Origin of the sequence: Micromonospora sp. NPDC085948 (genome assembly GCF_040686315.1) — a bacterium.
Lineage (GTDB): Bacteria > Actinomycetota > Actinomycetes > Mycobacteriales > Micromonosporaceae > Micromonospora.
On record NZ_JBFBJW010000002.1, the window covers coordinates 762,054 to 787,804 of the forward strand.

Sequence of the window (25,751 nt, forward strand, 5' to 3'; positions counted from 1 at the left end):
CGGGTCCGTCAGTTGTTGACGTGCAGGGCGGCGTTCAGCTCGATGCCCCGGCCGGTGCGGGGCCGGGCCTCCAGCCCGCCGGTCACCGAGTTGCGCCAGAACAGCAGGCCGTCGACGCCGGACAGCTCACGGGCCTTGACCACCCGGCCGTCGGGGAGCGTGATCTTCGACGCGGCGGTGATGTAGCAGCCGGCCTCGACCACACAGTCGTCGCCGAGCGAGATCCCGACGCCGGCGTTCGCGCCGACCAGGCTCCGCTCACCGATGCTGATCTTGTCGGTGCCGCCGCCGGAGAGGGTGCCCATGATGGAGGCCCCACCGCCGATGTCGGAGCCGTCGCCGACCAGCACGCCCTGCACGATCCGCCCCTCGACCATGGAGGTGCCGACGGTGCCGGCGTTGAAGTTCACGAAGCCCTCGTGCATCACGGTGGTGCCGGCCGCCAGGTGGGCGCCCAGGCGGACCCGGTCGGCGTCGGCGATCCGCACCCCGGAGGGCACCACGTAGTCGGTCATCCGGGGGAACTTGTCGACCCCGTACACCGACAGGTGGCGACCGGCGGCCCGCTCGATCACCCGCAGCTCGTCCACCCGCTCCGGTGGGCACGGCCCGGCGGACGTCCAGGCCACGTTGGCCAGCTTGGCGAAGATGCCGTCGAGGTTGAGCTGGTTGGGCCGCACCAGGCGGTGCGAGAGCAGGTGCAACCGGAGGTACGCGTCCGGGGCGTCCTTGATCGGGTCGTCGAGCGAGCCGATCACGGTGACCACCTGGACGGTACGCAGACCGGGCAGTGCCCGGTCACCGAGCGCCGCCGGCGGCAGGTCGAGCACGTCCGACTTGTCCTCCCCGGCGACCAGCGGCAGCTCACCGAGGCCCAGCTTGCCGGTCGGGTACCAGGTGTCGAGCACCTGCTCATCTGCCGTGACCGTGGCCAGGCCAATACCCCAGGCGGAATCTGCGGACGTCACTGTTACACCTCTCGGTCGCGGCCGGGTCGGCCTCAGCTCACTCCTCGCGCGGACAGACCTGAAGGTACCGTGCGAACCATGGAGAACCCGCTGACCCCCGAGGTCCTCGCCGATCCGGTACAGCTGACCCGCGCGCTGGTCGACATAGAGTCCGTGTCCCTCAACGAGAAGGCGATCGCCGACTGTGTCGAAGAGGTGCTGCGGGGCGTACCGCACCTGACCACCCACCGGCACGGCAACACCGTGATGGCGCGTACCGACCTCGGTCGGGCGCAGCGCGTCGTGTTGGCCGGACACCTCGACACGGTGCCGCTCAACAACAACTTCCCGTCGACCATGCGCGGCGACCTGATGTACGGCTGCGGCACCTCGGACATGAAGTCCGGCACCGCGTACGCGCTGCACCTGGCGGTGACCCTGCCCGCCCCGCGCTACGACGTGACGTACTTCTTCTACGAGGCCGAGGAGATCGAGTCGCGGTACAACGGGCTCAACCTGGTGGCCCAGGCCTACCCGGAGTGGCTGGAGGCGGACTTCGCGGTGCTGCTGGAGCCGACGTACGGCATCGTCGAGGCGGGTTGCCAGGGCACCATGCGCGCGCTCGTGACGACGACGGGCGAGCGGGCGCACGCGGCGCGCTCCTGGCACGGGGTGAACGCCATCCACGCGGCCACCGAAGTGCTGCGGCGTCTCCAGACGTACGAGGCGCGCCGGGTCACCATCGAGGGGTGCGACTACCGCGAGGGCATGAACGCGGTACGGATCATCGGCGGGGTCGCCGGCAACGTGATCCCCGACCGGTGCGAGATCGAGGTCAACTACCGGTACGCGCCGGATCGCGACCCGGCGGGTGCGGAGGCGCACCTGCGGGAGGTGTTCGCTGGCTTCGACGTGGTGGTGACCGACGCGGCTGCCGGTGCGACCCCCGGGTTGGAGGCGGCTCCGGCGAAGGAGTTCCTGGCGGCGGTGGGCGCGGCGCCGATCGGCAAGCTGGGCTGGACGGACGTGGCCCGGTTCGCGGCCATGGGGATCCCGGCGCTGAACTTCGGTCCCGGCGACCCGAACCTGGCCCACCACAAGGACGAGCACGTCGAGATCAGCAAGATCCGCGACGGCGCGGCAACCCTGCACCGCTGGCTGGCCCCAGCCTGACCCGGCCTGACCCGGCTCGCCCCGGTGATCAAGAGGTTTGCGTCAGCCGGGCCCGTTGTCGGCGACGCAAACCTCTTGATCGGCTCCTGCGGGCGCGGCGGCGGGGGAGACCAGGGGTGGGTCCTGCAGTCGGGTGCGGCGGCGTTCGGCCACCACGTCTCGGATCCGTCGCTGCATCTGGCGACGGATCCGGATCATCTCGCTGTTACTGATCACGCTGTCTCCTCCCCCGAAGGCGCGCGCCGGGCATACCCGGTATGTGAATAGTAAGACGTACGGGGGAGCGAATTAGTTGCCCATGATCCCGAACTATTTCTCGGCGTCCCCGCCCCGCACACCTGCGAGGTGCCGCTCCACTACGGTTGCCCCATGAGCCAGAGCAACAACGGGCGGGAGGCCGGTCGCGGTCCGGGGCAGGAACGACACCGCGGCGCGGTCACGCTGCGCAGGGGGTCGATCCCGAGCAGTACCGCTGATCAACGGTTGTTGGACTCGCGTGGGCGGAGCGACTGGAAGACCAGGGACGCCTGGCGCGCGCTGCGCATCCTCTCCGAGTTCGTCGAAGGTTTCGACACCCTCGCCGATCTGCCGCCCGCGGTCAGCGTGTTCGGCTCCGCCCGCAGCGGCCCGGACAGCGCCGAGTGCCAACTGGCCGAGCAGGTGGGCGGCGCGCTGGCCCGAGCCGGCTACGCGGTGATCACCGGGGGTGGGCCGGGCGTGATGGAGGCCGCCAACCGCGGCGCCAGCGAGGCCGGTGGCCTCTCCGTCGGGCTCGGCATCGAGCTGCCGTTCGAGCAGGGCCTCAACGAGTGGGTCGACCTGGCGATCGACTTCCGCTACTTCTTCGCCCGCAAGACCATGTTCGTCAAGTACGCACAGGCGTTCGTCGTGCTGCCCGGTGGGTTCGGCACCATGGACGAGCTGTTCGAGGCGCTCACCCTGGTGCAGACCGGCAAGGTCACCCGGTTCCCGGTGGTGCTCATGGGAGTCGACTACTGGCAGGGCCTGCTCAACTGGATGCGCGACACGATGGCCGCCGGTGGCAAGATCGGGCCGGTCGACCTGGACCTGATCTGTCTCACCGACGACGTCGGCGCCGCGGTGCGGTACATCGTCGAGGCGGAGGCCGCGCTCTCCGTCGAGCAGGAGGCGGTCCGCGACGAGGCGGTCGCGCGTACCGGCGCGGACCAGCAGGCCGCCGCCGCGCAGGCGGCCGACCAGCCACGGGACAGGTGATGGCCGCGATCTGCGTCTTCTGCGCGTCCTCCCGCACGCTGGACCAGCGCTGGTTGGACCTGGCCACCGAGACCGGTGCGGAGCTGGCCCGGCGCGGCCACACGCTGGTCAGCGGCGGCGGCTGCGTCGGCATGATGGGCGCGCTGGCGGACGGCGCCCGCTCCGCCGGCGGACGCACCCTGGGGGTGATCCCGCAGTCGCTCGTCGATCTGGAGGTCGCCGACCTGGCCTCGGACGAGCTGCTGGTGACCGACTCGATGGCCGGCCGCAAGACCCTGATGATCGACAAGTCGGACGCGTTCCTCACCCTGCCCGGCGGGCTGGGCACCCTGGACGAGCTGTTCGAGGTCTGGACGACCGCGACCCTCGCCCTGCACGCGAAGCCGATGGTGCTGATCGACACCGACGGGTTCTACCGCCCCCTGCTGGACTGGCTGGACAGCCTGACCAACCAGAACTTCCTCAGATCAGCAGGCCGCAACCTCCTGACGGTGACCACCACAGTCCCCGAAGCCCTGGACGCCCTGGAGTCCCGCCTAACCTGACCCACCCTGCCCCGACACCCCACCCCACCCCACCCCGGCCCCGGTGATCATGGAGTTGGCGGTGCTGTTGTCGGCGTGTCGCGCCGCTAACCTCATGATCGACGGGGGTGGATGGGGTGGGGTTGAGGGTGACGTGGGGGATTGGGTGGGTGTCGTATGGGTCTGATGGGATGAGCTGATGCAGGCGTACCGGTTGGTGCGGCGGTCCGGGGGACCGCCGCGGGGGGACGGGACGACGCCGGACGGCGCTTCCGTGCCCGCCCGCGGGGGCACGTCCGGTGGCGCGTCGGCTGAGCCCGATCGCGTGGCCGGGTCCGAGCTGACGGTCGACGGCGGCGGTTGGCGGGCCGATCCGGTGCAGGCCGAGGTGGTCGGGCACACCAACGGGCCGATGCTCGTGCTCGGCGGCCCCGGCACCGGCAAGACCAGCACGCTTGTCGAGGCGGTCGCCGCCCGGGTGAGCGAGGGGGTCGACCCCGAACGGATCCTGGTGCTGACCTTCGGCCGTCGAGGGGCCACCGCCCTGCGTCAACGCATCGAGGCCCGGGTCGCGCAGGACGGCCACCGGGTGCTGCGCGAGCCGCTGGTGCGCACCTTCCCGGCGTACGCCTTCGGGTTGCTGCGCCGAGCCGCCGCCGAACGAGGCGAACCGTCACCCCGCCTGCTGACCGGCCCGGAGCAGGATCTGATCATCCGCGAGCTGCTGGACGTGGTGGGCGAGGAACCCGAGGACGACCCGGTCGGCTGGCCGACCGACCTGCGCCCGGCCCTGCGGACCCGGGCCTTCGCCGGTCAGCTGCGCGACCTGCTCATGCGCGCCGCCGAGCGCGGCGTGGGTCCGATGGACCTGGCCCGGCTGGGTGAGAAGCTCGGCCGCGCCGACTGGCCGGCCGCCGCCCGCTTCCTCCGGGAGTACGTCGCCGTGCTCGCGCTGCGCGACGTCAGCAACCGGGGCTCGATCGCGTACGACCCGGCGGAGCTGGTCCGGGCGGCCACCGGGCTGCTGCGCGACGACGAGGAGCTGCTGGCCGCCGAGCGCCGTCGGCTCGCGTACGTGTACCTCGACGAGCTGGCCGACACCGACCCCGCCCAACTGGAGCTGCTCTCGGTGATCGCCGGCGGTGGCAAGTCGCTCGTCGCGTTCGCCGACCCCGACTCCTCCACGTACGCCTTCCGCGGCGCCGACCCGGCCGGGGTGACCACGTTCGCGCACCGCTTCCGGACCGCCTCCGGAGCGCCCGCCGCGCAGGTGCTGCTGACCACGTCGTACCGGGCCGGGCCTGGTCTGCTCGCCGCCCTGGCCCGGCTGGGCCGCCGGCTGCGTGGCCCGGCCGCACACCGCCGGCTGCACCCACTGCCGGACGCGCCACCCGGGACCGTCGAGGTGCACACCTTCCGGTCGGCGACAAGTGAGGCCGCCTGGCTGGCCCACGCGCTGCGCTCGGCCCACCTGCTCGACGGCGTGCCCTGGTCGCGGATGGCGGTGCTGGTGCGGTCCACCGCGTTGCAGCTGCCCACCCTGCGACGGGCGCTGCACGCCGCCGGCGTACCCACCGTGGTGCACGGTGAGGATCTGCCCCTGCACCTGCAACCGGCGGTCGCCCCGCTGCTGCTCCTGCTGCGCTGCGCGCTGGAGCCGGAGCGACTGGACGAGGAGTCGGCGGTCGCGCTGCTGCACTCGTCGCTGGGCGGTGCCGACCCGCTGGCCGAGCGGCGGCTGCGGCAGGGCCTGCGAGCCCTCGCGTTGGCCGGCGGTGACCGCCGCCCGTCCGGGGAACTCATCGTCGAGGCGTTGCAGGACCCGGAGGAGTTGGCCGGCATCGAGCGGCGCTGGGCGGAGCCGGCGCAGGCGGTGGCCGGGCTGCTGGCCATCGCACGCGAAGCCGCCGCCCGGCCGGGCGCGACCGCCGAGGACGTGCTCTGGGCCGTGTGGGAGACCAGCGGTCTCGCCGAGCGCTGGGCGGGCGCGATCAACCACGGGCGGCCGGCGGCCGGCGAGGGGGACCTGGCCCGGCGGCGGCGGGCCGAGGCGGCCGACCGGGACCTCGACGCCGTCCTGGTTCTCTTCGACGCGGCGGCCCGGTTCACCGACCGGCTGCCCGGTGCCCGCACCGAGGTCTTCCTCGACCACGTGCTCGCCCAGGACCTGCCGGCCGACACCATCGCGCCGACCGCCGACCGGGGTGCGGCGGTACGCCTGCTCACCGCGCACGCCGCCAAGGGCCTGGAATGGGACCTGGTCGCGGTGGCCGGCGTCCAGGAGGGCATCTGGCCGGACCTGCGACTGCGCGGCAGCCTGCTCGGCTCCGAGCGGCTGGTCGACGTGCTGGCCGGCCGCTCTGTCGACGGCGCCACCAGGGCGAACGTGGTGGGCCAGACGTCGGCGTTGCTGGACGAGGAGCGCCGGCTCTTCCACGTCGCCATCAGCCGGGCCCGGCACCGGCTGCTGGTCAGCGCCGTGGCCTCGGCCGCCGTCGGCGGTGACGACCACCAGGAGCAGCCGAGCCGGTTCCTGCACGAGCTGGGTCCCACCCCACCGAGTGCCGGGCCGCCCACCCCGCCGAGTGCCGGGCCGCCCACCCCACCGAGTGCCGGGCCGCCCACCCCGCCGAGTGCCGGGCCGCCCAGCCCGCCGAGTGCCGGGCCGCCCACCCCACCGAGTGCCGACCCGCCCCCGCCACCGGGTCCGCGCACCGGGGACCCCGCCCCCAGCCCACCTGAGGCCACGCCCGCCGCCGATGGAGCGCCGAACAGCGCGAACGGCGGCGCAACGAACGGCGCGACTGCCGGCACGACCACTGGCGCGGCCGGTGCGACGAACGGCACGACCGGCGATGACGGTGAGCCGGACCGTCCCGGGGCACTGCCGGTGACCCGTCCACCTCGGGCGCTGACGCTGCCGGCGCTGGTGGCCGAACTGCGTACCGCCATCACCGACCCGGCCGCCCCGGCGGGTCGGCGGCGCGCGGCGGCGGCCCAGTTGGCCCGGCTGGCCGCCGCCGGGGTTCCCGGCGCGCACCCGGACGACTGGTGGGGGTTGCGCGCGCTCTCCGACGACCGGCCGCTCGTCGAGGACGGGGAGCCGGTGCGGGTCACCCCGTCGGCCATGGAGAGCGCCCTGCGATGCAGCCTGCGGTGGTTGCTGGAACGGCACGGCGGCAGTGGCCCGACCAGCACCGCGCAGGGGGTGGGCAACCTGGTGCACGCCGCCGCGATGCTCGCCGAGGACGCCAGCGCCGACCGGGGTGCGCTGCTCGACTACGTGGCCGCCCGGTTCGACGCCATCGAGTTGGCGGCCCGGTGGATGGCCGGGCCGGAGCGGGAACGCGCCGAGGCGATGGTCGACAAGCTGCTGCGCTGGCTGGCCACCAATCCGCGCCGGTTGCTCGCCATCGAGCACGAGTTCGCGGTCCGGCTGGACGACCCGCACCGGCCCGTCGACCTGACCGGACGGGTCGACCGGCTGGAGGTCGACGAATCCGGACGGCTCGTGGTGATCGACCTGAAGACCGGCAAGTCCACCGCCGTTACCGGCACCGACCTGGCCGAGCACCCGCAGCTCGGCGCGTACCAGGCGGCGGTGGAGGCGGGCGCGTTCGCCGAGTTCGGTGACGAGTCCGGCGGCGCGGCGCTCGTGCAACTCGGCACCTCCGCGAAGGACGCCCGGGAACAGAACCAGCCGGCGGCCGGCGAGGGACCGGCGGCCGGTTGGGCGACCGCGCTGGTCCGGAGGACCGCCGATACGATGGCAGCCGCCACGTTCGCCGCGGTGGCCAACTCGAAGTGCCGGGTCTGCCCGGTCCGCACCAGCTGCCCGGTCTCCGGGCAGGGGCGTCAGGTCGTCGAGCCGCCGACCGTTCGACGCAACCGTGAGGGCGAGGAGTGAGCGGGTGTCGCATCCTGAGACAGCACCGTGAGCCAACCCACCCTGTTCGGCGCGGGTCCCACACCGGCGCCCCGACTGGCGGACTCCGGCCCCCGGTACACGCCCGTGGAGCTGGCCAAGCTGCTGCGGTTGCCGGCGCCCACCCGGGAGCAGGCCGCGATCATCGCCGCCCCGGTGGAGCCGCTGCTGGTGGTCGCGGGAGCCGGGTCGGGCAAGACCGAGACGATGGCCGCGCGGGTGGTCTGGCTGGTGGCCAACGCGTACGTGCGCCCGGAGCAGATCCTCGGGCTGACCTTCACCCGTAAGGCGGCCGGTGAGCTTGCCCACCGGGTCCGCACCCGGCTGGACCAACTGATCCGCCGACTCGGCCGGCAGGGCCGCGACCCGCTGGACGACCCGCTCGCCGGTGAACCCACCGTCTCCACGTACCACTCCTACGCGGGGCGGATCGTCACCGAGCACGGGCTGCGGTCCGGTTACGAGCCGTCGACCCGGCTGCTCACCGAGGCGTCCCGCTGGCAGTTGGTCGACCTGCTCGTGCGCAACTACGACGGCGACATGTCCGAGGTGGACCGGATGCCGAGCACCATCACCGACGCGGTGCTGGCGCTCGCCGGGGAGTTGGACGAGCACCTGGTCGCCCCGGACCAGCTGGCGGCCTGGACCGGTCGGTTCTTCGCCGAGGTGCAGTCCCGGCCGGGCCGGGTGTACGCCGACGTACGCAAGGCGCTCACCCTGCAACAGACCCGGCTGCGCCTGCTGCCGCTGGTGCGGGCGTACGCCCGGCGCAAGGAGGACTTCGAGGCGATGGACTTCGCCGACCAGCTCGCCCGGGCGGCCCGGGTGGCCCGCGATCACCCGGGGGTCGGCGAGATCGAGCGGGACCGCTTCCGGGCGGTGCTGCTCGACGAGTACCAGGACACCAGCCACGCCCAGGTGGTGCTGCTCAACGCCCTGTTCGGCGGTGGGCATCCGGTGACCGCGGTGGGCGACCCGTGCCAGTCCATCTACGGCTGGCGGGGGGCCAGCGCCGGCACCCTCGACCGGTTCCCCACCGAGTTCGCCCGCGCCGACGGTGAGCCGGCCCCGGCGCTCGGGCTCACCACGAGCTGGCGTAACCGTCCGGAGATCCTCCGGGTGGCGAACGCGTTGTCGGCTCCGCTGCGGGCGGCGGGTGCCCGGGTGCCGGAGCTGCGCTCGGCGCTGACCGTCCGGGAGCCGATCCCGCACCGCAGCCCCGGCGGTTCGGCCGGCGGCACGGTGCACTGCGCGTTGCTGCCCACGTACGCCGACGAGGCGGACTGGATCGCCGACAGCGTGCTGGCCGCGTGGCGGGGGGCGGCCCGGATGCCGGGCGCGGCCCCCGAACACATCCCGGTGGCGCAGCGCCCGACCACCGCCGTGCTGGTCCGGGTCCGCAGTCAGATTCCGGCGATCGAGTCGGCGCTGCGTGAGCGTGGCCTCCCGGTCGAGGTGGTGGGGCTCGGCGGCCTGCTGGACACCCCCGAGGTACGAGACGTGGTCTGCACGCTGCGGGTGCTGGCCGACCCGACCGACGGGGCCGCTCTGCTGCGGTTGCTCACCGGCGCCCGCTGGCGGATCGGGCCGCGTGACCTGGTGGCGTTGCACCGGCGGGCCCGCGCCATCGCCAACGCCCGCCGTCAGTTGGCCGCCGACGACGACGCGGACATCAGCCCCGATCTGCTGGACGAGGCGACCCTGGTGGAGGCGCTGGCCGATCTCGGCCCGGCGCAGGCGTACTCGGCGGAGGGCTTCGCGCGGCTGCGCGCGTACGGCATGGAGCTGGCGCTGTTGCGGTACCGGCTGGACCAGGCGCTGCCGGATCTGATCGCGGACATCGAGCGGACCATCGGCCTGGACGTGGAGGTCGCGGTGCGGGCCGGCCGGGACGGTGCCGGCGACGCCGGTCTGGCCCGGGGTCACCTGGACGCGCTGGGTGACGTGGCGGCCCGCTTCAGCGGGGAGACGCCCGGCGCGACACTGTCCGGGTTCCTGTCCTACCTGGCCGCCGCCGAGGACGAGGAGCGCGGACTGGCGCCGGGTGAGGTGGAGGTCGTGGAGGGCGCGGTGCAGGTGGTCACCGCGCACGCCGCCAAGGGCCTGGAGTGGGACGTGGTGGCGGTGGCCGGCCTGTGTCGTGGGTCGTGGCCGGGGCCGGTGCGCAACTCCGATCACTGGCTGGGCGGACTGGGGGTGCTGCCGTTCCCCCTGCGCGGCGACGCCGACGGGTTGCCCGAGCTGGCGCTCGACGAGGCCGCCGACCAGCGGGCCGTGGCACGGGCGGTGAACGACTTCACCGACGCCTGGCGGGCACACGACGAGCGGGAGGAACGCCGCCTGACGTACGTGGCGGTCACCCGGCCGCGCCGGCTGCTGCTGTGCTCCGGTTACTGGTGGGGGGAGGGGACGAAGCGACCGCGCGGTCCGTCGGTCTTCCTGCGTGAGATGTACGACGCCTGCCTCGACGGTGGGCCGGGGCACCTGATCGACGCCTGGGCACCGGAGCCGACCCCGGATGCCACGAACCCCACCGCCGAGGTGGTGGTCCGCGCGGAGTGGCCGGCCGACCCGCTGGGTGGCCGCCGACCGGAGTTGGCCGAGGCGGCCGGGCTGGTACGCCGCCTGATGGCCGACGGGCCGGCCGCGGTGCTCCCCGGGCCGGTCGGGCCGGTGCTCCCCGGGCCGGTCGGGCCGGCGCGTGTGGTCGGGCCGGTGACGCCGATCGGGTCGGAGACCGAGGCGGTCGGGCCGGTGACGCCGATCGGGTCGGAGACCGAGGCGGTCGGGCCGGTGACGCCGATCGGGTCGGAGACCGAGGCGGTCGGGCCGGTCGAGCCGGAGGTCGACCCGGAGGTGGCGCGCTGGCAGCGCGAGGCGGATCTGCTGCTGGCCGAGCGGGCCGAGCTGACCCGGCTCTCCGGTGCGGTCGAGGTGGTCCTGCCCGGGCAGTTGAGCGTCACCCAGCTGGTGGCGTTGCGGCGCGACCCGGCGGCCCTGGCCCGTACGCTGCGCCGCCCGGTGCCGGCCGAGCCCAACCCGTACGCCCGCCGAGGCACCGCCTTCCACGCCTGGTTGGAGCAGCGCTTCGGTGCTGACCGCCTGCTGGACCTGGACGAGCTGCCCGGTGCGGCCGACGCGGATGCCGCGCCCGACGAGGCGCTGGTGGAGCTTCAGGAGCGGTTCCTGGCCAGCGAGTGGGCCGACCGGTCACCGGTGGAGGTGGAGGTCCCCTTCGCGACGGTGATCGGCGGGGTCGTGGTGCGGGGGCGGATGGACGCGGTCTTCGCCCGGCCCGGCGGGCGGTTCGACGTGGTCGACTGGAAGACCGGCGCGCAGCCCTCGGGGCCGGCGGCGGAGGTGGCCGCGGTGCAGTTGGCCGTGTACCGGTTGGCCTGGGCGGACCTGGCTGGTGTGCCGGTGGACCGGGTGGGCGCGGCGTTCCACTACGTCCGGCACGGGGTGACGGTTCGGCCCGCCGATCTGTTGGATGTGACGGGGCTCACGGCCATGATCGCCCAGTTGCCCGAAGATTCTGCCCAAGCTTGACCGCTCGCGGGAAAACCATGATACGTTGACCGGGTTGCAGTTTTGGTTACCAGAGACTCTGTGTGCGCCTGGCGGGATTGTGGCCCCAGGCGCTCTTTGTTGTGTCCGGAGTTCTCCGGGCGGGGCGACCAGAAGCGACAGGCGATTCGCGCATCCCCGCGCGGAGCGCTCCTCTTCGGGCACGCAACACGTGCGTGTCCGACGTTCCGTCAAGGAGACGAAACACATGGCTATTGGCACCGTGAAGTGGTTCAACGCTGACAAGGGCTTCGGCTTCATCACCCCGGACGGCGGCGGCGCTGACGTCTTCGCACACTTCTCGGCGATCCAGTCCTCCGGCTACCGGAGCCTGGACGAGAACCAGCGGGTCGAGTTCGAGGTGACCCAGGGCCAGAAGGGCCCGCAGGCGGAGAACATCCGCCCGCTCTGATCTTCGGATCGGTCAGCATTACCTGTCGCGCCCTCCGGGTGTGACGGTGACGGGACCGGCCCGCCTCGCCGCCGCCTGCACACGCAGGCGGCGGCCCGGCGGCGGGCCGGCCCGTACTCCAATCGGTTCGTGCTTGTGAGTCCTGGCTGCCCTGGCCGCCGGTGACAGCGCCACCTTCGGCGCCCTCCCTCGACACGTGCCGCGTCGAGGAAGGCTTCCGCATGACCACAGTTATTCCTTCTTTCGCTCATACCGGTCTGGCGCCGGCGCTGCTCACCGCGCTGACCGCGCAGGGCATCACCGAGCCGTTCCCGATCCAGACGGCGACGCTGCCCGACTCGCTCGCCGGGCGGGACGTCCTGGGCCGCGGTCGTACCGGCTCCGGCAAGACGCTCGCCTTCGGGCTTCCGCTGCTGTCCCGCACCGCCGGCCGTAAGGCCCGGCCGGGTCGTCCGCTGGCCCTGGTGCTGGTGCCGACCCGTGAGCTGGCCCAGCAGGTCACCACCGCGTTGGCCCCGTACGCCCGCGCCGTCGGGCTGCGCTGCGCCACGGTCGTCGGCGGGCTGTCGTTGCAGCGGCAGGCGGACGCGCTGCGGGCCGGCGCCGAGGTGGTTGTCGCCACCCCCGGCCGGCTGCACGATCTGATCAACCGGGGCGACGCCCGCCTCGACCAGGTCGAGATCACCGTGCTGGACGAGGCCGACCAGATGGCCGACATGGGCTTCCTGCCGCAGGTCACCAAACTGCTGGAGCAGGTCGCGCCGCAGGGGCAGCGGATGCTCTTCTCCGCCACCCTGGACGGCGGCGTGGACCGGCTGGTCCGCCGCTTCCTGAGCCACCCGGTCACCCACTCGGTCGACCCGGGCACCGCCACGGTCACCGCGATGACCCACCACGTGCTGCACGTCGACGCCGTGGACAAGCCCGACGCGCTGACCCGGATCGCCGCCCGTGAGGGCCGCACCATCCTGTTCATGGGCACCAAGCACCGCGCCGACCGGCTCGCCCGCCAGTTGCTCTCCAAGGGGGTACGCGCGGCCGCGCTGCACGGTGGCAAGTCCCAGCCGCAGCGCACCCGCATCCTGGAGCAGTTCCGCAACGGTCAGGTGACCGCCCTGGTGGCCACCGACGTGGCGGCCCGGGGTATCCACGTCGACGGCCTGGACATGGTGGTCAACGTGGACCCGCCGACCGAGGCGAAGGACTACCTGCACCGGGGCGGCCGGACCGCGCGGGCCGGCGAGTCCGGTTCCGTGGTCACCCTGGTCCTGCCCGAGCAGCGCCGGGACGTGTCGCGACTGATGGCAGTTGCCGGCATCCGACCCGAGTCGGTTCAGGTGCGTCCGGGTGACGGGTCGCTGGCCCGGGTGACCGGTGCCCGCGAGCCGTCCGGCGTGCCGGTGACCATCGTCGCCCCGCCGGCGCCCGCCGCTCGGGTCCGCACCGGCGGCGGAGCGGTCGCCGACGGCACCGCCCGTCCGGCGCACCGCGCGTCGGGTCGGTCGCGCCGCCCGCGCCGCCCGCGTACCGTCTGATCTCTTTTCGCGCTTCGACCGACCCGCCCCGCTTCGGCGAGGCGGGTCGGTCTGTCTGCGGCGAGCGACGCGCCGCCCGGTCGGCCGGCCGACCACACGGCTCAGTCGGTTATCAGCCTCGGCTGGGTCGGCTGGCCGATTGTGCCCTGGCTGTCCGTGGTCGAAGCTGGCCAGCGGGGGAAGTCGGGCGGGGGGCCCGGCGCGGGAGGGGTGACCATGGCGGGCGAGGTCGGCTCGGGTGCGGTGCGCGAATTGATCCTGGTGGTCGCGCTCGCGCTCGCCGGTCTGTTGCTCGCCATGGTTGCGGCCTTCGCGCCCTGGCACGCCACCTCGGCGGGTAACGCTCCCGGCAGCCTGGTGGAGCTGCGCAGCCCCGACGACCCGGGCCTCGGCCCGGTGGTCGCACACGTGGGCTGAGCGGTGGCCGGTGGGCCGGCGCGGGCCAGCGGTGTGGTCGGGTCGGCGGGGCGCCGACCCGACCACACCGCCTCCGCCGCTTCAGGTGGTGGGGGCGCGGTCGGTCGAGTTGTGGGTGAGCAGATTGGCCAGGGTGGTGCTGTCGACCACCGTGGCGATCGCCCCGTGCACCGCCAGCCAGACGTCGGTCAGCCCGGCGGCCACTCCGTGGTAGCCGGCGCGCTCGGCCGGCAGTCCGCGCACCGTGGTGAGCGAACCGCCGACCGCCCGCAACACGTCGCCCACGGTGATCTCGTCGGCTGGGCGGGTGAGGGCGTACCCGCCGTCGGCGCCGCGGTGACTGTGCAGCAGACCCGCTCGGCGCAGGTCGAGCAGGATGCCCTGGAGAAAGCTGAGCGGGATGTCCTGCACCTCGGCCAGGCTGGCCGCCTTGACCAACTCGCCGCCGCCGCCACCGGCGGCGACGGCGAGCATCGCCCGGAGCGCGTAGTCGCTGCGCGCGGAGACGTACACCGCTCAGTTGCCCGCCTGGTCGAGCACGCCCCAGCGCCGCCGGATCGCCTTGTCCGCCGCGCCGAACGCGGCATCCACGACCAGGCCGACGACCAGAATCACGATCATCGTGGAGAGCAGCCAGGGCGCGTCGGACAACTCGCGGGAGTAGGTGAGCTGGGCGCCGAGCGACGTCTGTGAGATGCCGACCACGAGCAGTTCACCGGCCATCAGGCTGCGCCAGGAGAAGGCCCACCCCTGCTTCAGACCGGCGACGATCGCCGGCAGGGCGGCCGGCGCGATGACGTACCGGTAGAGGTTGAGCCCTCGGGCGCCCAGGTTGCGGCCGGCGCGCTTGAGCAGTGGCGGTACGTAGTCCACGCCGGAGATCACCCCGTTGGCGATGGACGGCGCGGCACCGAGCACCACCACGAAGAAGATCGCCTTCTCGCTCAGCTCGAACAGCAGGATGGCCAGCGGGAACCAGGCGATCGACGGCATGGTCTGCAACGCGGTGATCATCGAGCCGATGGCGGCCCGGAGCACCTTGGACTGGGCCACCGCCAGGCCCAGCAGCAGGCCGACGGCGACCGAGAAGACGTATCCGAGGGCGGCCCGGCGGAGCGTGGTGACCAGGCCCTCCCAGAGCTGGGGACCCTGGGCCTGCTCCACCAGCTCGCGGCCCACCTCCAGCGGACCGGGCAGCGAGTACGGCGGCTTCCAGCCCGACCAGACCACGAGCTGCCAGGCGGCGATGGCGATGGCCAGCGCCGCCAACTTGGGCCAGGTGGCCGCCCAGAAGCGCGCGCCCCGGGAGACCTCCTTGTCCCGGCCGGCGATCTCCAGCGCGTCCAGACCGGAGATCTCCGCGTCGGTACGCGCCGAGCTGGTGAGGGTGTCATTGGCCATGGCGGCCCACCTCCGTACGGAGCCGCTCGGTGACCTCGGCGGCGATGGCGGCGACCTCGGGGGAGTCGATCCGACGAGGGCGCGGGATGTTCACCTCGGTGGAGTAGATGATCCGACCGGGACGGCTGGAGAGCAGGATGATCCGGTCGGCCAGTCGGGCGGCCTCGCGGACGTTGTGCGTCACGAAGAGCACTGACAGCTTGCGCTCGGACCAGATCCGTTCCAGCTCGTCGTGCAGGATGTCCCGGGTCATCGCGTCCAGCGCGCCGAACGGCTCGTCCATCAGCAGCACCGGGGTGTCCAGGGCCAGCGTACGGGCCAGCGCGACTCGTTGCCGCATGCCTCCGGAGAGTTCGTGGGGGCGCTTGCGGCCGAAGTCGGCCAGGTGCACCGTACGCAGCAGCTCGGCCACCCGCTCGCGGCGTTGGGCCCGGGGGAGCCGGCGCAGCTTCAGCGGCACCTCCACGTTGGCGTCGACGGTCAGCCACGGAAAGAGCGCCGGCTCCTGGAACATCAGGCCCGGGTTGACCCCACCGGCCAGAGTGATCTGCCCACCGCTGACCCGGTCCAGCCCGGCCACCAGGTTGAGCAGGGTGCTCTTGCCGCAGCCGGACGCGCCGACCAGACAGACGAACTCGCCGGGCGCGACGTCCAACGACACCCCGTCGAGGGCCAGGACGGCGTTCGGCCCGCGTCCGTACACCTTGGTCACCCCGGAGAGCGCGACCGCGGTGGTCGCGCTCTGCGGCGTCGTCGTGGTCGACGTCATGGCTGGGTGACCTCGGGCTTGCCGGCCGCCTTGAGGGCGTTGTTGAGGTACTTGAGGTCGTACAGGCCCTTGAGGTCGACCGGTTCGGTCAGCTTGACCTCGACGGCGTGGTCGAGGCCCGCCTTCAAAGACGTGGGGATCGGGTCGTTGGTGAACTCCAACGTCGGCCACGCCTGCTTGATCAGCTTCAGGTCCAGCGGCTTGCCGGTGATCTTGCCGATCGCGTCGGAGATGGCCTGCTGGGCCTCCTCGGGCTTGCTGTTGACGAACTCGTTCGCGGCCACCTGGCCGTCGACCAGCTTCTGCACCACGTCCGGATGCGCCTTCAGGAACTTCGTGCTGACCAGCAGGTTGGTGATGACGAACTTTTTGTCCGGCCACAGGTCGCGCTCGTCGACGAGCACCTTGCCGCCGGCGTTGACCAGTCGGGAGACGAACGGCTCGGGCACCCAGGCACCGTCGATCGCGCCACTGTTGAACGTCTCGACCGTCTGGGCGTTCTCCTGCGGCACGATCTTCACGTCGCCGCCACCCTCCTTGGTGGTGGTGAGACCCTGCTGCTTGAGCCAGTATCGGACCGCCACGTCCTGGGTGTTGCCCAGCTGCGGGGTGGAGATCTTCTTGCCCTTCAGGTCCTGCACGCCCGTGATGCCGGGCTTGACCACGAGCGCCACGCCGCCGGAGGCCGCGCCGGAGATGACCCGGACGGCCTCACCCTTGGACTTGGAGAAGGCGTTCACGGTCGGGTTCGGACCGATGTAGGTGGCGTCCAGTGCGCCGGAGAAGATGGCCTCGATGGCGGCCGGGCCGGCGTTGAAGGTCTTCGGGTCCAACTTGACGTCGGCGCCGAGCTTCTCCGCGAAGATGCCCTTCTCCACGCCGACGACCGCCGGTGCGTGGGTGATGTTGGGGAAGTAGCCGAGACGTAGGGTCACCGGGCCGCCGGAGGCGCCGCCGGAGCCGTCGCTGTCGTTGCCGCACGCGGCGGCGCTGCCCACAGTCGCCGCCCCGAGGGCGGCAAGGGTGGCCAGGGTGACCAACCGGCGCAAGGGGTGCCGTCTCATCGTCTATCCAATCCGCAGTATTCCTACTTAGTTGGTAGGAAGAGTGGGCCAGCCCGTGGTCAGCGTCAAGGCCCATCCACATGCCGAGAAGGTGCGTCTCGCCTATGTCGGTATTTCCTACCAGCTTGCTAGGGTACGGCGCCCGGCAACTGTCAGAGAGGCGACTGTGCGATGACCTTCCACTGGTTCCTGCCCACCTCCGGCGACGGCGACCAGGTCGGTGCCGCCACCGTCACGGCGGGTGCCGCCCGGCACGACCGCGCCGCCACGGTGGCGTACCTGGCCGAGGTCGGCCGGGCCGCCGAGACGCACGGCTTCACCGCCGTCCTCACGCCCGTGGGCGCCGGCTGCCCCGACCCGTGGATCGTCTGCGCGGCGATCGCCCAGCACACCGAGCGGCTCGGCATGCTGGTCGCGGTCCGGGCCGGCTTCGCGCTGCCCACCCTGATCGCCCAGCAGGCCGAGGCGTTCCAGGCCGTCTCCGGTGGTCGGCTGTCGCTCAACATCGTGACCGGCGGCGACCCGGCCGAGCAGCGGGCGTACGGCGACTTCCTCGGGCACGACGACCGCTACGCGCGCACCGGTGAGTTCATCGAGGTGCTCCGCCGCGCCTGGGCCGGACGGCCCTTCGACTACACCGGCACGCACTATCGAGTCGAGGGCGGCGGCCTGGCCACCCCACTGGCCGAGCCGCCGCCGGTCTACTTCGGCGGCGCGTCCCCGGCCGCCGAGACGGTGGCCGCCCGACAGGCCGACGTCTACCTGATGTGGGGTGAGCCGCAGGCGTCGATCGCGGCCCGGGTCACCCGCGTCCGGGCGCTCGCCGCCGAACACGGTCGTAGCCTGCGCACGGGACTGCGACTGCACGTCATCGCCCGGCCCACAAGCGCCGAGGCCTGGGCGGAGGCCGACCGGCTGCTGGCCGGGATGAGCCCGGAGCGGATCGTCGCCGCCCAGGCCAGATTCCGCCGGATGGACTCCGTCGGACAGGCCCGGATGGCCGCGCTCAACGCCGGCCGCACCGACGGGCTCACCGTCGCACCGAACCTGTGGGCAGGTGTCGGCCTCGTCCGCGAGGGTGCCGGCACCGCGCTGGTGGGCAGCTACGCCGAGGTCGCCGCCCGGATCGACGAGTACGCCGCGCTCGGCGTCGACGAGTTCATCCTCTCCGGCTGGCCCCACCGGGAGGAGGCCGAGCGGGTCGGCGCCGAGGTGCTGCCCCTCGTCACCGCCCCGGTTTCGGCGGCTCCGCTGAGGTCGCGGGTGGTGGGGGTGTCGACGCGCTAGGGTCGACTCCGTGCCTGCGCGGAGATCCAGAATTCCAGCGACGAAGTATCCGGTCGAGCGGTTCACCCTCGACAACGGCCTGCGGGTGGTGCTCACCCCTGATCGCAGCGCCCCGGTGATCGGGGTGGCGGTGGTCTACGACGTCGGCATCCGTTCGGAACCGGAGGGACGTACCGGCTTCGCCCACCTCTTCGAGCACCTGATGTTCCAGGGCTCGGAAAATCTGGAGAAGCTGGCCCACTTCCGGCACGTGCAGGGGGCGGGTGGGACGTTCAACGGCTCCACCCACCTGGACTACACCGACTACTTCGAGACGCTGCCGAGCAACGCGCTGGAACGCGCGCTGTTCCTGGAGGCGGACCGGATGCGCGGCCCCCGGCTGACCGAGGAGAACCTGCGCAACCAGGTCGACGTGGTCAAGGAGGAGATCCGGGTCAACGTCCTCAACCGACCGTACGGCGGTTTCCCCTGGTTGACCCTGCCGCCGGTCATGTTCGACACCTTCCCGAACGCGCACGACGGCTACGGCTCCTTCGACGACCTGGAGTCGGCGACCGTCGCCGACGCCGCGGACTTCTTCCGCCGCTACTACGCCAGCGGCAACGCGGTCCTCGCGGTCAGCGGGGACATCGACGTGGCCGAGGCGACCGAGCTGGTCAACAGGCACTTCGGTGACGTGCCGGCCCGCCCGGCACCGGTTCGGCCCGACTTCACCGAGCCCGACCTGACCGCCGAGCGGCGCACCTCGTACACCGATGCCCTGGCGCCGCTTCCGGCGGTCGCCGGGGCCTGGCGGGTGCCCGACCCGATCACCGATTTCGCCGGCTACCTGCCCTACGTGGTGTTGGCCGAGGTGCTCACCGACGGTGACGCGTCGCGGCTCGTCGAGCGCCTGGTGCAGCGGGACCGCACGGTGACCAGCCTCGGCGGATACCTCGGCTTCATGGGCGATCCCTTCGATGTCCGCGATCCCACGGCGTTGCTGTTGCAGGCGCACCTGCCGCCCGGGGGCGACGTGGACAAGGTGCTGCGCACCATCGACGAGGAGTTGGACCGGCTGGCCACCGACGGGCTGACCGACGGTGAGCTGGACCGCACCCAGGCCCGGATGGCGACGCACCTGCTGCGCGACACCGACGCGGTGCTCGGCCGGGCGCTGCGGATGGCCGTGCTGGAGCAGCAACGCGGCGAACCGGGCCTGCTCAACGAGCTGCCCCGGCTGGTCGGCGAGGTCACCGAGGAGCAGGTCCGGGCCGCCGCGGCCACCGTGCGCCCGGAACGCCGCGCCGCGATCGAGGTCATTGCCGGAGGTGCCCGATGACGGCTGCTACTGCTACCACCACCGCTCCCGCCGGGCCGCGTACGCTGCCTCCGCTCGGCCCGACCCGCAAGCTCAAGGTGCCCAAGCAGGCCGAGCGCACGCTGCGCAACGGCCTCACGGTGATCGCCGTACGCCGGCCCGCCGTGCCGCTCGTCGAGTTGCGGCTCTGGGTGCCGTTCGGCCGGGTCCACCTGGCCCGCGGCGCGATGCTCTCGCAGACCATGCTGTCCGGCACCGAGTCGATGACGAGTGTGCAGATCGCCGCGGAGTTGCAGAAGGTGGGCGGCGGGCTCTCCGCGGGCGTCGACCCGGACCGGCTGATGCTCTCCGGCGCGGGCCTGGTCACCGGCCTGGACCGGATGCTGGAACTGCTGGCCGAGGTGCTGACCGGCGCCAGCTACCCGGGCGACGAGGTGGCCACCGAACGGGACCGGCTCGTCGACCGGATCCAGGTGGCGCAGAGCCAACCGTCGCACCTGGCCCGGGAGGCGCTGCTGAAGCGGATCTACGGCCGGCACCCGTACGCGACGCAGACCCCGGAGCCCGGCCAGATCCGCGCCGTTCGGCCGGCGGCGCTGCGCACCCTGCACGGCGAGCGGGTCCACCCGGCCGGCGCGCAGTTGGTGCTGGTCGGCGACGTGCAGCCGGAGAAGGCCCTGGACGCGGCCGAGCGGGCGCTCGGCGACTGGGCCGGCGCCGGGCGGGTCGCGGAGTTGCCGGCGACGCCGCCGCTGGAGCCGGGGCCGCTGTTGCTCGTCGACCGACCCGGATCGGTGCAGTCCTCGTTGCGGATCGCGCTTCCGGCGGTGTCCCGCACCGATCCGGACCACGCTCCGCTGCAACTGGCCAACCTGATCTTCGGCGGCTACTTCTCCTCCCGTTGGGTGGAGAACATCCGCGAGGACAAGGGCTACACGTACGGCCCGCACTCGGGGATCGAGCACTCCGTGGCCGGGTCGGTGCTTGTCGCCTCCGCCGAGGTGGCCACCGAGGTCACCGGGCCGGCGTTGCTGGAGACGACGTACGAGCTGGGTCGGCTGGCGTCGCTGCCGCCGAAGCCCGATGAGTTGGAGCAGGCCCGTCAGTACGCCCTGGGCACCCTTCAGCTCGGCATGTCCACCCAGGCGGGACTGGCCGCGTTGACGAGCGCGTACGCCGGCAACGGCCTGCGCCTGGACTTCCTCGCCGAGTACTCGGCCAGGTTGGCGAAGGCGAGCATCGACGATGTCGCGCGGGCGGCGGCCCGGTACCTGGCACCGGCCCGGGCGGCGGTCGTGGTGCTCGGCGACGCCGAGCGGGTCACGCCGGGGCTGGCCGCGCTCACCACGATCCGTACCGAGTCGGTGTCGTGAGCGAGCGTGGTGAGCGAACCCTGAGGCTCAGCAGCGGGCCGTCTCGCGCCGGCGCGGAGCGTAGCGGAGCGCGGGCGTGAGCGGGGAGGCCGCGCCGCCGTTGGCCCGGTCCACCCTGGATCGGGCGGCACACCGGCGGGGCGACTCGCAGTGGTTGACCGAGGCGTGGCTACGCGCCCGGGTGTTGGTGCTCGACTCGTCCGCCGAGGGCCGCACGCTGGCCCGCGCCGACACGTCCCCGCCGGCGCTCGTGCTGCTCGCCGCGGCCGACGTACCGGCCGGGTCGGAGTCGACGGCGATGTTCCTCGGTGTCGAGCCGGACGGGGTGCCGGTCTTCGCGGTCGACGCACCGTTGCCGGAGCTGCCGGGGACCCGGGCGGTCAACCTGCGCGAGGTGGGTCACCTGCTCGCCGACCGGGAGGCCGGTATCTTCACGACCGCGCTGGCCCTGACCAACTGGCACAGCCGGCACGGCTACTCGTCGAGCACCGGGGCACCGACCGCCATGGACGAGGCGGGCTGGTCCCGGGTGGACCGCAACGGTGGGCGGATCTGGCCGCGCACCGACCCGGCGATGATCGTGCTGGTGCACGACGGCGTGGACGGCCCGGACGGGCGCTGCCTGCTCGGCAACAACGCCGGCTGGGCGGGCACCCCGGACGGGCGGCGCTACTCGTGTCTGGCCGGCTACGTCGAGCCGGGCGAGTCGGCGGAGGCCGCCGTGCTGCGCGAGGTCCGCGAGGAGGTGGGCATCGGGATCGAGCGCATCGGGTACGTGGGCAGTCAGGCCTGGCCGTTCCCCGGCTCGCTGATGTTGGGCTTCCTGGCCACGGCCGACCCGACCGATCCGGTGCGGGTCGATCCGTCCGAGATCGCGTATGCGAGGTGGTTCACGCGCCGGGAGATCGGGGCGGCGCTGGCCGGGCAGACCGTCGACGTGGGTGACGGGGCACGGCTGATCCTGCCCCCACCGTCGTCGATTGCGCTGTTCCTCATCCACCGTTGGCTGGACGGTTGGGTGGACGCCGACCGGTGAGCACGGTCCCGGCCTGTGGCCGCCGTTGCCGCGGCGGTCACAGGCCGGGAACACGGGCCGTCGTGGTCGGCGGTGCGTAGAACGCGGCGGGGGAGCCGGTCCGACCACGACGGACGTCTGAGTCAGGTGCTGGTGCGGTTGGATCTGTTGCGGAAGGCGGGGCGGGGCTCGCTCAGCGGCAGGACCTTGACCCGTTGCCGGCCGGCGCGGACCGCGCCGACCGCGGCCAGGGCGCGAGCCAGCAGCAGTGCGGCGTCCCGGTCCTCGGCGTGCACGATCTGCCGTCGCGGCTCGGGCGCGGTCGTCTCGTCGCGAAGTCGGTGGCCGTCCGCCCAGGCGGCGGCGATGTCCCCGTCGGCGACGGCGCGGATGTCGGTGCGAACGATCAGGAACCGCATGAGGGTCTCCGGATGAACCGCGACGGAAGAGCCAGTGTGGAAGTTCCACGAACTCGATGGCCATGTTACGCCGCGTGAACATCCCGGCAACGCAAACTCGCCTATTGATTCTGAGCCTCGTCCGATCATCCGATGCCTGCTCAGCGGGCTTGCGCCCGGAACGCGACGGGGCCGCCGGCAGTGTGCCGACGGCCCCGCCCCGGTCACCGGGTCAGTTCAGATCGAACTGGCCGCCCTTCGCTCCGGCGATGAAGCCGAGCCATCCGGCCCGATTGAACAGCAGCACCGGGCCGCCTCGGTCCTTGCTGTCGCGCAGCGCGACAGCGGGCCGGCCGGTGCCCAGGGGGGCGACCTCGACGCAGTTGGAGGTCTGGCTTCGTGTGCTGGTACGCCACGGGGCGTCCGCCAACGAGCGGGCGGAGACGGACGGCGTGTTGCGGATGTCGTTCATGGTTCTGCTCCTGGTGTGAACCGATCCGATGGGACGAGTGGTGTCGCACGTCCCGACGGATGGGCCCCCGTGGATCACCGTTCCGTCAGCCGCCCCGAGTCCCTGCGGCGTTGGGTCGGCGCCGTTGCCGGCCCGAACGCCACTGTGGATGGGGGCACCGCCTCGGTCAGCCGTCCCGTCGACTCGATCAGCCAGGAGAGGGTTTCCGAGGCGGTTAGTGCCGCCGTGCATAGCCACTCGAACACTACTTTATAGCTATTTAGTGGGATTACCTCGGTCGACATGACGTCGGTGAACCCCCCTTCGATGGCCAATGTCTCCGGATCGAGCGGATCGGCGAACCGGTAGACGGAGAACGCGGTCGGCGGCAGGTACCAGTTGCCGACTGGGGTGTCCCGCAACAGGACGTGCAGCGTCACGTTGGGCAGCAGGGCCAGCTCGCAGAGCTGGACCAGTTGCTCGTGCAGCACCTCGGGTGGTCCGGCCCGGTTACCGAGGGCCGCCTCCTCCAGGACCGCGGTGTAGCGCGGCGCGTGCGGCTCCCGGGTCAGCAGCGACTGGCGGGCCATGCGCGCCTGCACCTCGGTGTCGAGGTCGTCGCCCGGCTCCGGTTCACCGGCGCCCGCGCTCACCTCGCGGGCCGAGACGAGCCGCACCTTGGCGTACCCGGGGGTCTGCAACAGGCCCGGCACCAACACCGGGTTGTACTCGGAGATCTCCGCGCAGCCCGCCTCCAGCTCGGCCCAGCTACGCTGCTGCTGCGTCATGACCGGGAAGTTCTTCAACCAGCCCCGCATGTCGCCGGCCTCGCCGGCGATGCCGAGCAGCTCCGCGTGGGTTGCCTCGTCGGCCCCGTACAGGGCCAGCAGTACGCCGACGTCCTGCGGGTCCGGTCGGCTGCGGCCGTTCTCCAGGCGGGACAGTTTGGACGCCGACGCCCAACCGATCCTCTCGATGACCTGATCGCCGGTGAGCCCCGCGGTCTCGCGCAGGCGGCGCAGTTCCAGGCCCAACCGTCGACGACGCATTATCGGGCTGGGTGCGGCAGGAGGCACAGTGTCCTCTTTCCCGTCGACCGCCGCAGACGCGACGGTAACTGTATGAAATTCGCCCCCCACGGCCAGTATGGACGGCGCGACCGGCGTCGGAGGTTCCGACGGGGGCGTGTCTGACAAAAATGGACCACAGGAATGCCGGATGACGACGGACCTGCGGTCGCAGCCCCGTCGACCACGCCCACCCGGGCACGCCATCCCGCCGGAGGGACCCATGCGCACCGTCCTGCGCCGCCCCGACTTCCGTCTGCTCTTCGGCGGTCTGCTGGCCAGCATGACCGCCGAGTCGATCCTGCTGCTCGCGCTCGCGATCTGGGTCAAGGACCTGACCGGCTCCAACGGGCTCGCCGGCGGCACCATCTTCGCCGTCGTCGCCCCGATGACGCTGGCACCGGTGATCGGCTGGTTCGTCGACCGCTACCCACGCCGGCCGTTCTTCGTCGCCGCCAACGTGGTCACCGCCGTGGTGCTCACCCCCCTGTTCACCGTCGCGGACGCGGGTGACGTCTGGGTCGTCTACCTGGTGGCGGCCCTGTACGGGTTGTCGTCGATCACCCTCGGCGCGGCGCTCAGCGGGCTCATCCGGGAGTTGGTGCCGGTCGAGTTGCTCGCGGAGGCGAACGGCGTGCTGCAGACCGTACGGCAGGGGATGCGGTTGATCGGTCCGCTGGCCGGCGCGGCGCTCTACGCGGCGCTCGGCGGGTGGGCGTTGGCCGGGATCGGCATGGTCGGATTTCTGACCGCGGCGGCGGTGGTGACCGCGCTACCCACCCCGCAACAGGCGCCCTCGCCCACGCGACTGCGCTGGCCGGCCGAGTTGGGTGCCGGCCTGCGGCATTTGGCCGGCGAGCCGGCCCTGCGTCGGGCGCTGCTCGGCTACGGGCTCGGGTCACTGGTGATGGGCTTCAGCGAGTCGCTCATCTTCGCGTACGTCGACCAGGGGCTCAACCGCGACGCCGCGTTCGTGGGTGTGCTGGTCACCGTGCAGGGCGTCGGCGGGCTACTCGGTGGACTCTGCTCACCGGCGCTGGTCCGCCGGTTCGGAGAGGTCGGCACCCTGGCCGCCGGGGTGGCCTTCTTCTCGCCAGCCGCGTTCGTGCTCGCGTACCCCGATCTTCGGCTCGCCTTCGCGGCCGTGCTGCTGGCCGGCGTCTCCCTGCCCCTGACGATGGTGGGTCTGCACACGCTGATCCAGCGCCGGACCCCGCCGGCGCTTGTCGGTCGGGTCGCCGCGGCCACCCAGGCGGTGGTCAGCGGGCCGCAGGCGTTCTCCATCGGGGCGGGCGCGTTGCTCGTCGGTTTCGTGGACTACCGGATGCTGTTCGTGCTGGTGGGGATGGCCGCACTGGCGGCCGGCAGTTACCTCTGGCGGGGTCGGCACCTGAGCGCCCCGCCCGGCACCCGCCCACCCACGCCGCCGACCCGTCCGACCGGCCCGAGGGTCCCGGCGCCCCGGGGACCGGTCGAGGACGCCGCGCGGCCGGTGTCGACGGGCACCCGCCGGCGACCGCCCGGGTGACGGATACCGGACACGAACGAGCGGTCGCCCCGACTGGGGCGACCGCTCGTTCCGAAAGCGACCCGGCCGATCAGGCGTCGAGGGTCTCAAGGTGTTGCTTGACCTGGGTGATCGAGGGGTTCGTCAGGGCGCTGCCGTCGGCGAAGCGCAGCGTCGGCACCGTCTGGTTGCCGCCGTTGACGCTCATCACGAACTCCGCGGCCTTCGGGTCCTGCTCGATGTCGACCACCTCGTACCCGATGCCCTCCCGGTCGAGCTGCGACTTCAGGCGGTGGCAGTAGCCGCACCAGGGGGTGGAATACATCGTCAGCATCCTCGGATCCTCCAACTCCTCCGGCCGCGGCTTGCGGATCAAGCCGAGG

At 72.6% G+C, this 25,751-nt stretch carries 23 protein-coding genes; 13 read left to right on the forward strand and 10 right to left on the reverse strand.

The window, feature by feature from the left end; translation table 11 throughout:
• Positions 1-8: 8 nt before the first annotated feature.
• The gene (gene dapD / locus AB0O48_RS09445; protein WP_357246795.1) at positions 9-968 is read right to left on the reverse strand and encodes a 2,3,4,5-tetrahydropyridine-2,6-dicarboxylate N-succinyltransferase; all 960 of its coding nucleotides are present in this window, start codon (positions 966-968) and stop codon (positions 9-11) included.
• Between the two features lie 78 nt (positions 969-1,046).
• On the opposite strand from dapD, the gene dapE reads away from it, so the two are divergent.
• Positions 1,047-2,120, forward strand: a complete 1,074-nt coding sequence (gene dapE, locus AB0O48_RS09450; protein ID WP_357246792.1) for a succinyl-diaminopimelate desuccinylase — start codon at positions 1,047-1,049, stop codon at positions 2,118-2,120.
• Between the two features lie 42 nt (positions 2,121-2,162).
• On the opposite strand, the gene AB0O48_RS09455 is transcribed toward dapE, so the two are convergent.
• A complete protein-coding gene (locus tag AB0O48_RS09455; RefSeq protein ID WP_357246789.1) occupies positions 2,163-2,336 on the reverse strand; it encodes a hypothetical protein in 174 nt (57 codons plus the stop codon).
• 153 nt (positions 2,337-2,489) lie between these two features.
• On the opposite strand from AB0O48_RS09455, the gene AB0O48_RS09460 reads away from it, so the two are divergent.
• The 7 genes from AB0O48_RS09460 to AB0O48_RS09490 all read left to right on the forward strand — a co-directional run bounded on the left by AB0O48_RS09460 (position 2,490) and on the right by AB0O48_RS09490 (position 13,736).
• A complete protein-coding gene (locus AB0O48_RS09460) occupies positions 2,490-3,356 on the forward strand; it encodes a TIGR00730 family Rossman fold protein (protein WP_357246786.1) in 867 nt (288 codons plus the stop codon).
• Positions 3,356-3,901: a TIGR00730 family Rossman fold protein gene (locus AB0O48_RS09465; RefSeq protein ID WP_357246783.1), complete on the forward strand. Its 546-nt coding sequence runs from the start codon at positions 3,356-3,358 to the stop codon at positions 3,899-3,901. Before AB0O48_RS09460 ends, AB0O48_RS09465 begins: the two co-directional genes overlap by 1 nt.
• A gap of 178 nt (positions 3,902-4,079) precedes the next feature.
• Positions 4,080-7,787: an ATP-dependent DNA helicase gene (locus AB0O48_RS09470; RefSeq protein WP_365064303.1), complete on the forward strand. Its 3,708-nt coding sequence runs from the start codon at positions 4,080-4,082 to the stop codon at positions 7,785-7,787.
• A 27-nt stretch (positions 7,788-7,814) separates the two neighbouring features.
• On the forward strand, positions 7,815-11,354 hold the full coding sequence (locus tag AB0O48_RS09475) for an ATP-dependent DNA helicase (RefSeq protein ID WP_365064306.1): 3,540 nt from the start codon (positions 7,815-7,817) through the stop codon (positions 11,352-11,354).
• A 226-nt stretch (positions 11,355-11,580) separates the two neighbouring features.
• Entirely contained in the window at positions 11,581-11,784 is a 204-nt protein-coding gene (locus tag AB0O48_RS09480; RefSeq protein ID WP_007464836.1) for a cold-shock protein, read from the forward strand.
• Positions 11,785-12,005: 221 nt separating this feature from the next.
• Positions 12,006-13,319, forward strand: coding sequence for a DEAD/DEAH box helicase (locus AB0O48_RS09485; protein WP_357246775.1), 1,314 nt, complete (start codon positions 12,006-12,008; stop codon positions 13,317-13,319).
• A gap of 216 nt (positions 13,320-13,535) precedes the next feature.
• The gene (locus AB0O48_RS09490) at positions 13,536-13,736 is read left to right on the forward strand and encodes a hypothetical protein (RefSeq protein WP_357246772.1); all 201 of its coding nucleotides are present in this window, start codon (positions 13,536-13,538) and stop codon (positions 13,734-13,736) included.
• An 81-nt stretch (positions 13,737-13,817) separates the two neighbouring features.
• On the opposite strand, the gene AB0O48_RS09495 is transcribed toward AB0O48_RS09490, so the two are convergent.
• The 4 genes from AB0O48_RS09495 to AB0O48_RS09510 are packed head-to-tail and all read right to left on the reverse strand — an operon-like array spanning position 13,818 to position 16,970.
• Positions 13,818-14,249, reverse strand: a complete 432-nt coding sequence (locus tag AB0O48_RS09495; RefSeq protein WP_357246769.1) for an Rrf2 family transcriptional regulator — start codon at positions 14,247-14,249, stop codon at positions 13,818-13,820.
• 3 nt (positions 14,250-14,252) lie between these two features.
• Positions 14,253-15,137, reverse strand: a complete 885-nt coding sequence (locus AB0O48_RS09500; protein ID WP_357571861.1) for an ABC transporter permease — start codon at positions 15,135-15,137, stop codon at positions 14,253-14,255.
• Positions 15,127-15,906 carry an ABC transporter ATP-binding protein gene (locus tag AB0O48_RS09505; RefSeq protein ID WP_357246763.1) on the reverse strand — a complete coding sequence of 260 codons (780 nt, stop codon included), beginning with the start codon at positions 15,904-15,906 and terminating at the stop codon, positions 15,127-15,129. Before AB0O48_RS09505 ends, AB0O48_RS09500 begins: the two co-directional genes overlap by 11 nt.
• Positions 15,903-16,970 carry an ABC transporter substrate-binding protein gene (locus AB0O48_RS09510; protein WP_357571860.1) on the reverse strand — a complete coding sequence of 356 codons (1,068 nt, stop codon included), beginning with the start codon at positions 16,968-16,970 and terminating at the stop codon, positions 15,903-15,905. The genes AB0O48_RS09505 and AB0O48_RS09510 overlap by 4 nt, the downstream gene beginning before the upstream one ends.
• 171 nt (positions 16,971-17,141) lie before the next feature.
• Between AB0O48_RS09510 and AB0O48_RS09515 the strand changes: the two genes are divergently transcribed.
• The 4 genes from AB0O48_RS09515 to nudC all read left to right on the forward strand — a co-directional run bounded on the left by AB0O48_RS09515 (position 17,142) and on the right by nudC (position 21,966).
• A complete protein-coding gene (locus AB0O48_RS09515; RefSeq protein WP_357571859.1) occupies positions 17,142-18,257 on the forward strand; it encodes an LLM class flavin-dependent oxidoreductase in 1,116 nt (371 codons plus the stop codon).
• A 10-nt stretch (positions 18,258-18,267) separates the two neighbouring features.
• Positions 18,268-19,578: a pitrilysin family protein gene (locus AB0O48_RS09520; RefSeq protein ID WP_357246754.1), complete on the forward strand. Its 1,311-nt coding sequence runs from the start codon at positions 18,268-18,270 to the stop codon at positions 19,576-19,578.
• A complete protein-coding gene (locus AB0O48_RS09525; protein WP_357246752.1) occupies positions 19,575-20,930 on the forward strand; it encodes a pitrilysin family protein in 1,356 nt (451 codons plus the stop codon). Before AB0O48_RS09520 ends, AB0O48_RS09525 begins: the two co-directional genes overlap by 4 nt.
• Positions 20,931-21,006: 76 nt before the next feature.
• Positions 21,007-21,966, forward strand: a complete 960-nt coding sequence (nudC, locus tag AB0O48_RS09530; RefSeq protein WP_357246749.1) for an NAD(+) diphosphatase — start codon at positions 21,007-21,009, stop codon at positions 21,964-21,966.
• A gap of 122 nt (positions 21,967-22,088) precedes the next feature.
• On the opposite strand, the gene AB0O48_RS09535 is transcribed toward nudC, so the two are convergent.
• The 3 genes from AB0O48_RS09535 to AB0O48_RS09545 form a co-directional block, all read right to left on the reverse strand.
• Positions 22,089-22,364 (reverse strand): hypothetical protein, encoded by a 276-nt coding sequence (locus tag AB0O48_RS09535; RefSeq protein ID WP_357246746.1) that lies wholly within the window; start codon positions 22,362-22,364, stop codon positions 22,089-22,091.
• Positions 22,365-22,575: 211 nt separating this feature from the next.
• Positions 22,576-22,815 carry a DUF397 domain-containing protein gene (locus tag AB0O48_RS09540; protein WP_357246744.1) on the reverse strand — a complete coding sequence of 80 codons (240 nt, stop codon included), beginning with the start codon at positions 22,813-22,815 and terminating at the stop codon, positions 22,576-22,578.
• A gap of 74 nt (positions 22,816-22,889) precedes the next feature.
• Positions 22,890-23,870 carry a helix-turn-helix transcriptional regulator gene (locus AB0O48_RS09545; protein WP_357246741.1) on the reverse strand — a complete coding sequence of 327 codons (981 nt, stop codon included), beginning with the start codon at positions 23,868-23,870 and terminating at the stop codon, positions 22,890-22,892.
• Between the two features lie 214 nt (positions 23,871-24,084).
• Between AB0O48_RS09545 and AB0O48_RS09550 the strand changes: the two genes are divergently transcribed.
• Positions 24,085-25,389 (forward strand): MFS transporter, encoded by a 1,305-nt coding sequence (locus tag AB0O48_RS09550; protein ID WP_357247172.1) that lies wholly within the window; start codon positions 24,085-24,087, stop codon positions 25,387-25,389.
• A 70-nt stretch (positions 25,390-25,459) separates the two neighbouring features.
• On the opposite strand, the gene AB0O48_RS09555 is transcribed toward AB0O48_RS09550, so the two are convergent.
• Complete coding sequence (locus AB0O48_RS09555) at positions 25,460-25,702, reverse strand: mycoredoxin (protein WP_357066605.1); 243 nt, start codon at positions 25,700-25,702, stop codon at positions 25,460-25,462.
• Positions 25,703-25,751: the final 49 nt, after the last annotated feature.

What these genes read in the sequence shown, in the direction of transcription:
- dapE (WP_357246792.1), top strand. Translation starts at nt 1,047, where the DNA reads ATGGAGAACCCGCTGACCCCCGAGGTCCTCGCCGATCCGGTACAGCTG.
- AB0O48_RS09460 (WP_357246786.1), top strand. Translation starts at nt 2,490, where the DNA reads ATGAGCCAGAGCAACAACGGGCGGGAGGCCGGTCGCGGTCCGGGGCAG.
- AB0O48_RS09465 (WP_357246783.1), top strand. Translation starts at nt 3,356, where the DNA reads ATGGCCGCGATCTGCGTCTTCTGCGCGTCCTCCCGCACGCTGGACCAG.
- AB0O48_RS09470 (WP_365064303.1), top strand. Translation starts at nt 4,080, where the DNA reads ATGCAGGCGTACCGGTTGGTGCGGCGGTCCGGGGGACCGCCGCGGGGG.
- AB0O48_RS09480 (WP_007464836.1), top strand. Translation starts at nt 11,581, where the DNA reads ATGGCTATTGGCACCGTGAAGTGGTTCAACGCTGACAAGGGCTTCGGC.
- AB0O48_RS09485 (WP_357246775.1), top strand. Translation starts at nt 12,006, where the DNA reads ATGACCACAGTTATTCCTTCTTTCGCTCATACCGGTCTGGCGCCGGCG.
- AB0O48_RS09490 (WP_357246772.1), top strand. Translation starts at nt 13,536, where the DNA reads ATGGCGGGCGAGGTCGGCTCGGGTGCGGTGCGCGAATTGATCCTGGTG.
- AB0O48_RS09500 (WP_357571861.1), bottom strand. Translation starts at nt 15,137, where the DNA reads ATGGCCAATGACACCCTCACCAGCTCGGCGCGTACCGACGCGGAGATC.
- AB0O48_RS09505 (WP_357246763.1), bottom strand. Translation starts at nt 15,906, where the DNA reads ATGACGTCGACCACGACGACGCCGCAGAGCGCGACCACCGCGGTCGCG.
- AB0O48_RS09510 (WP_357571860.1), bottom strand. Translation starts at nt 16,970, where the DNA reads ATGAGACGGCACCCCTTGCGCCGGTTGGTCACCCTGGCCACCCTTGCC.
- AB0O48_RS09515 (WP_357571859.1), top strand. Translation starts at nt 17,142, where the DNA reads ATGACCTTCCACTGGTTCCTGCCCACCTCCGGCGACGGCGACCAGGTC.
- AB0O48_RS09525 (WP_357246752.1), top strand. Translation starts at nt 19,575, where the DNA reads ATGACGGCTGCTACTGCTACCACCACCGCTCCCGCCGGGCCGCGTACG.
- AB0O48_RS09535 (WP_357246746.1), bottom strand. Translation starts at nt 22,364, where the DNA reads ATGCGGTTCCTGATCGTTCGCACCGACATCCGCGCCGTCGCCGACGGG.
- AB0O48_RS09540 (WP_357246744.1), bottom strand. Translation starts at nt 22,815, where the DNA reads ATGAACGACATCCGCAACACGCCGTCCGTCTCCGCCCGCTCGTTGGCG.
- AB0O48_RS09550 (WP_357247172.1), top strand. Translation starts at nt 24,085, where the DNA reads ATGCGCACCGTCCTGCGCCGCCCCGACTTCCGTCTGCTCTTCGGCGGT.
- AB0O48_RS09555 (WP_357066605.1), bottom strand. Translation starts at nt 25,702, where the DNA reads ATGCTGACGATGTATTCCACCCCCTGGTGCGGCTACTGCCACCGCCTG.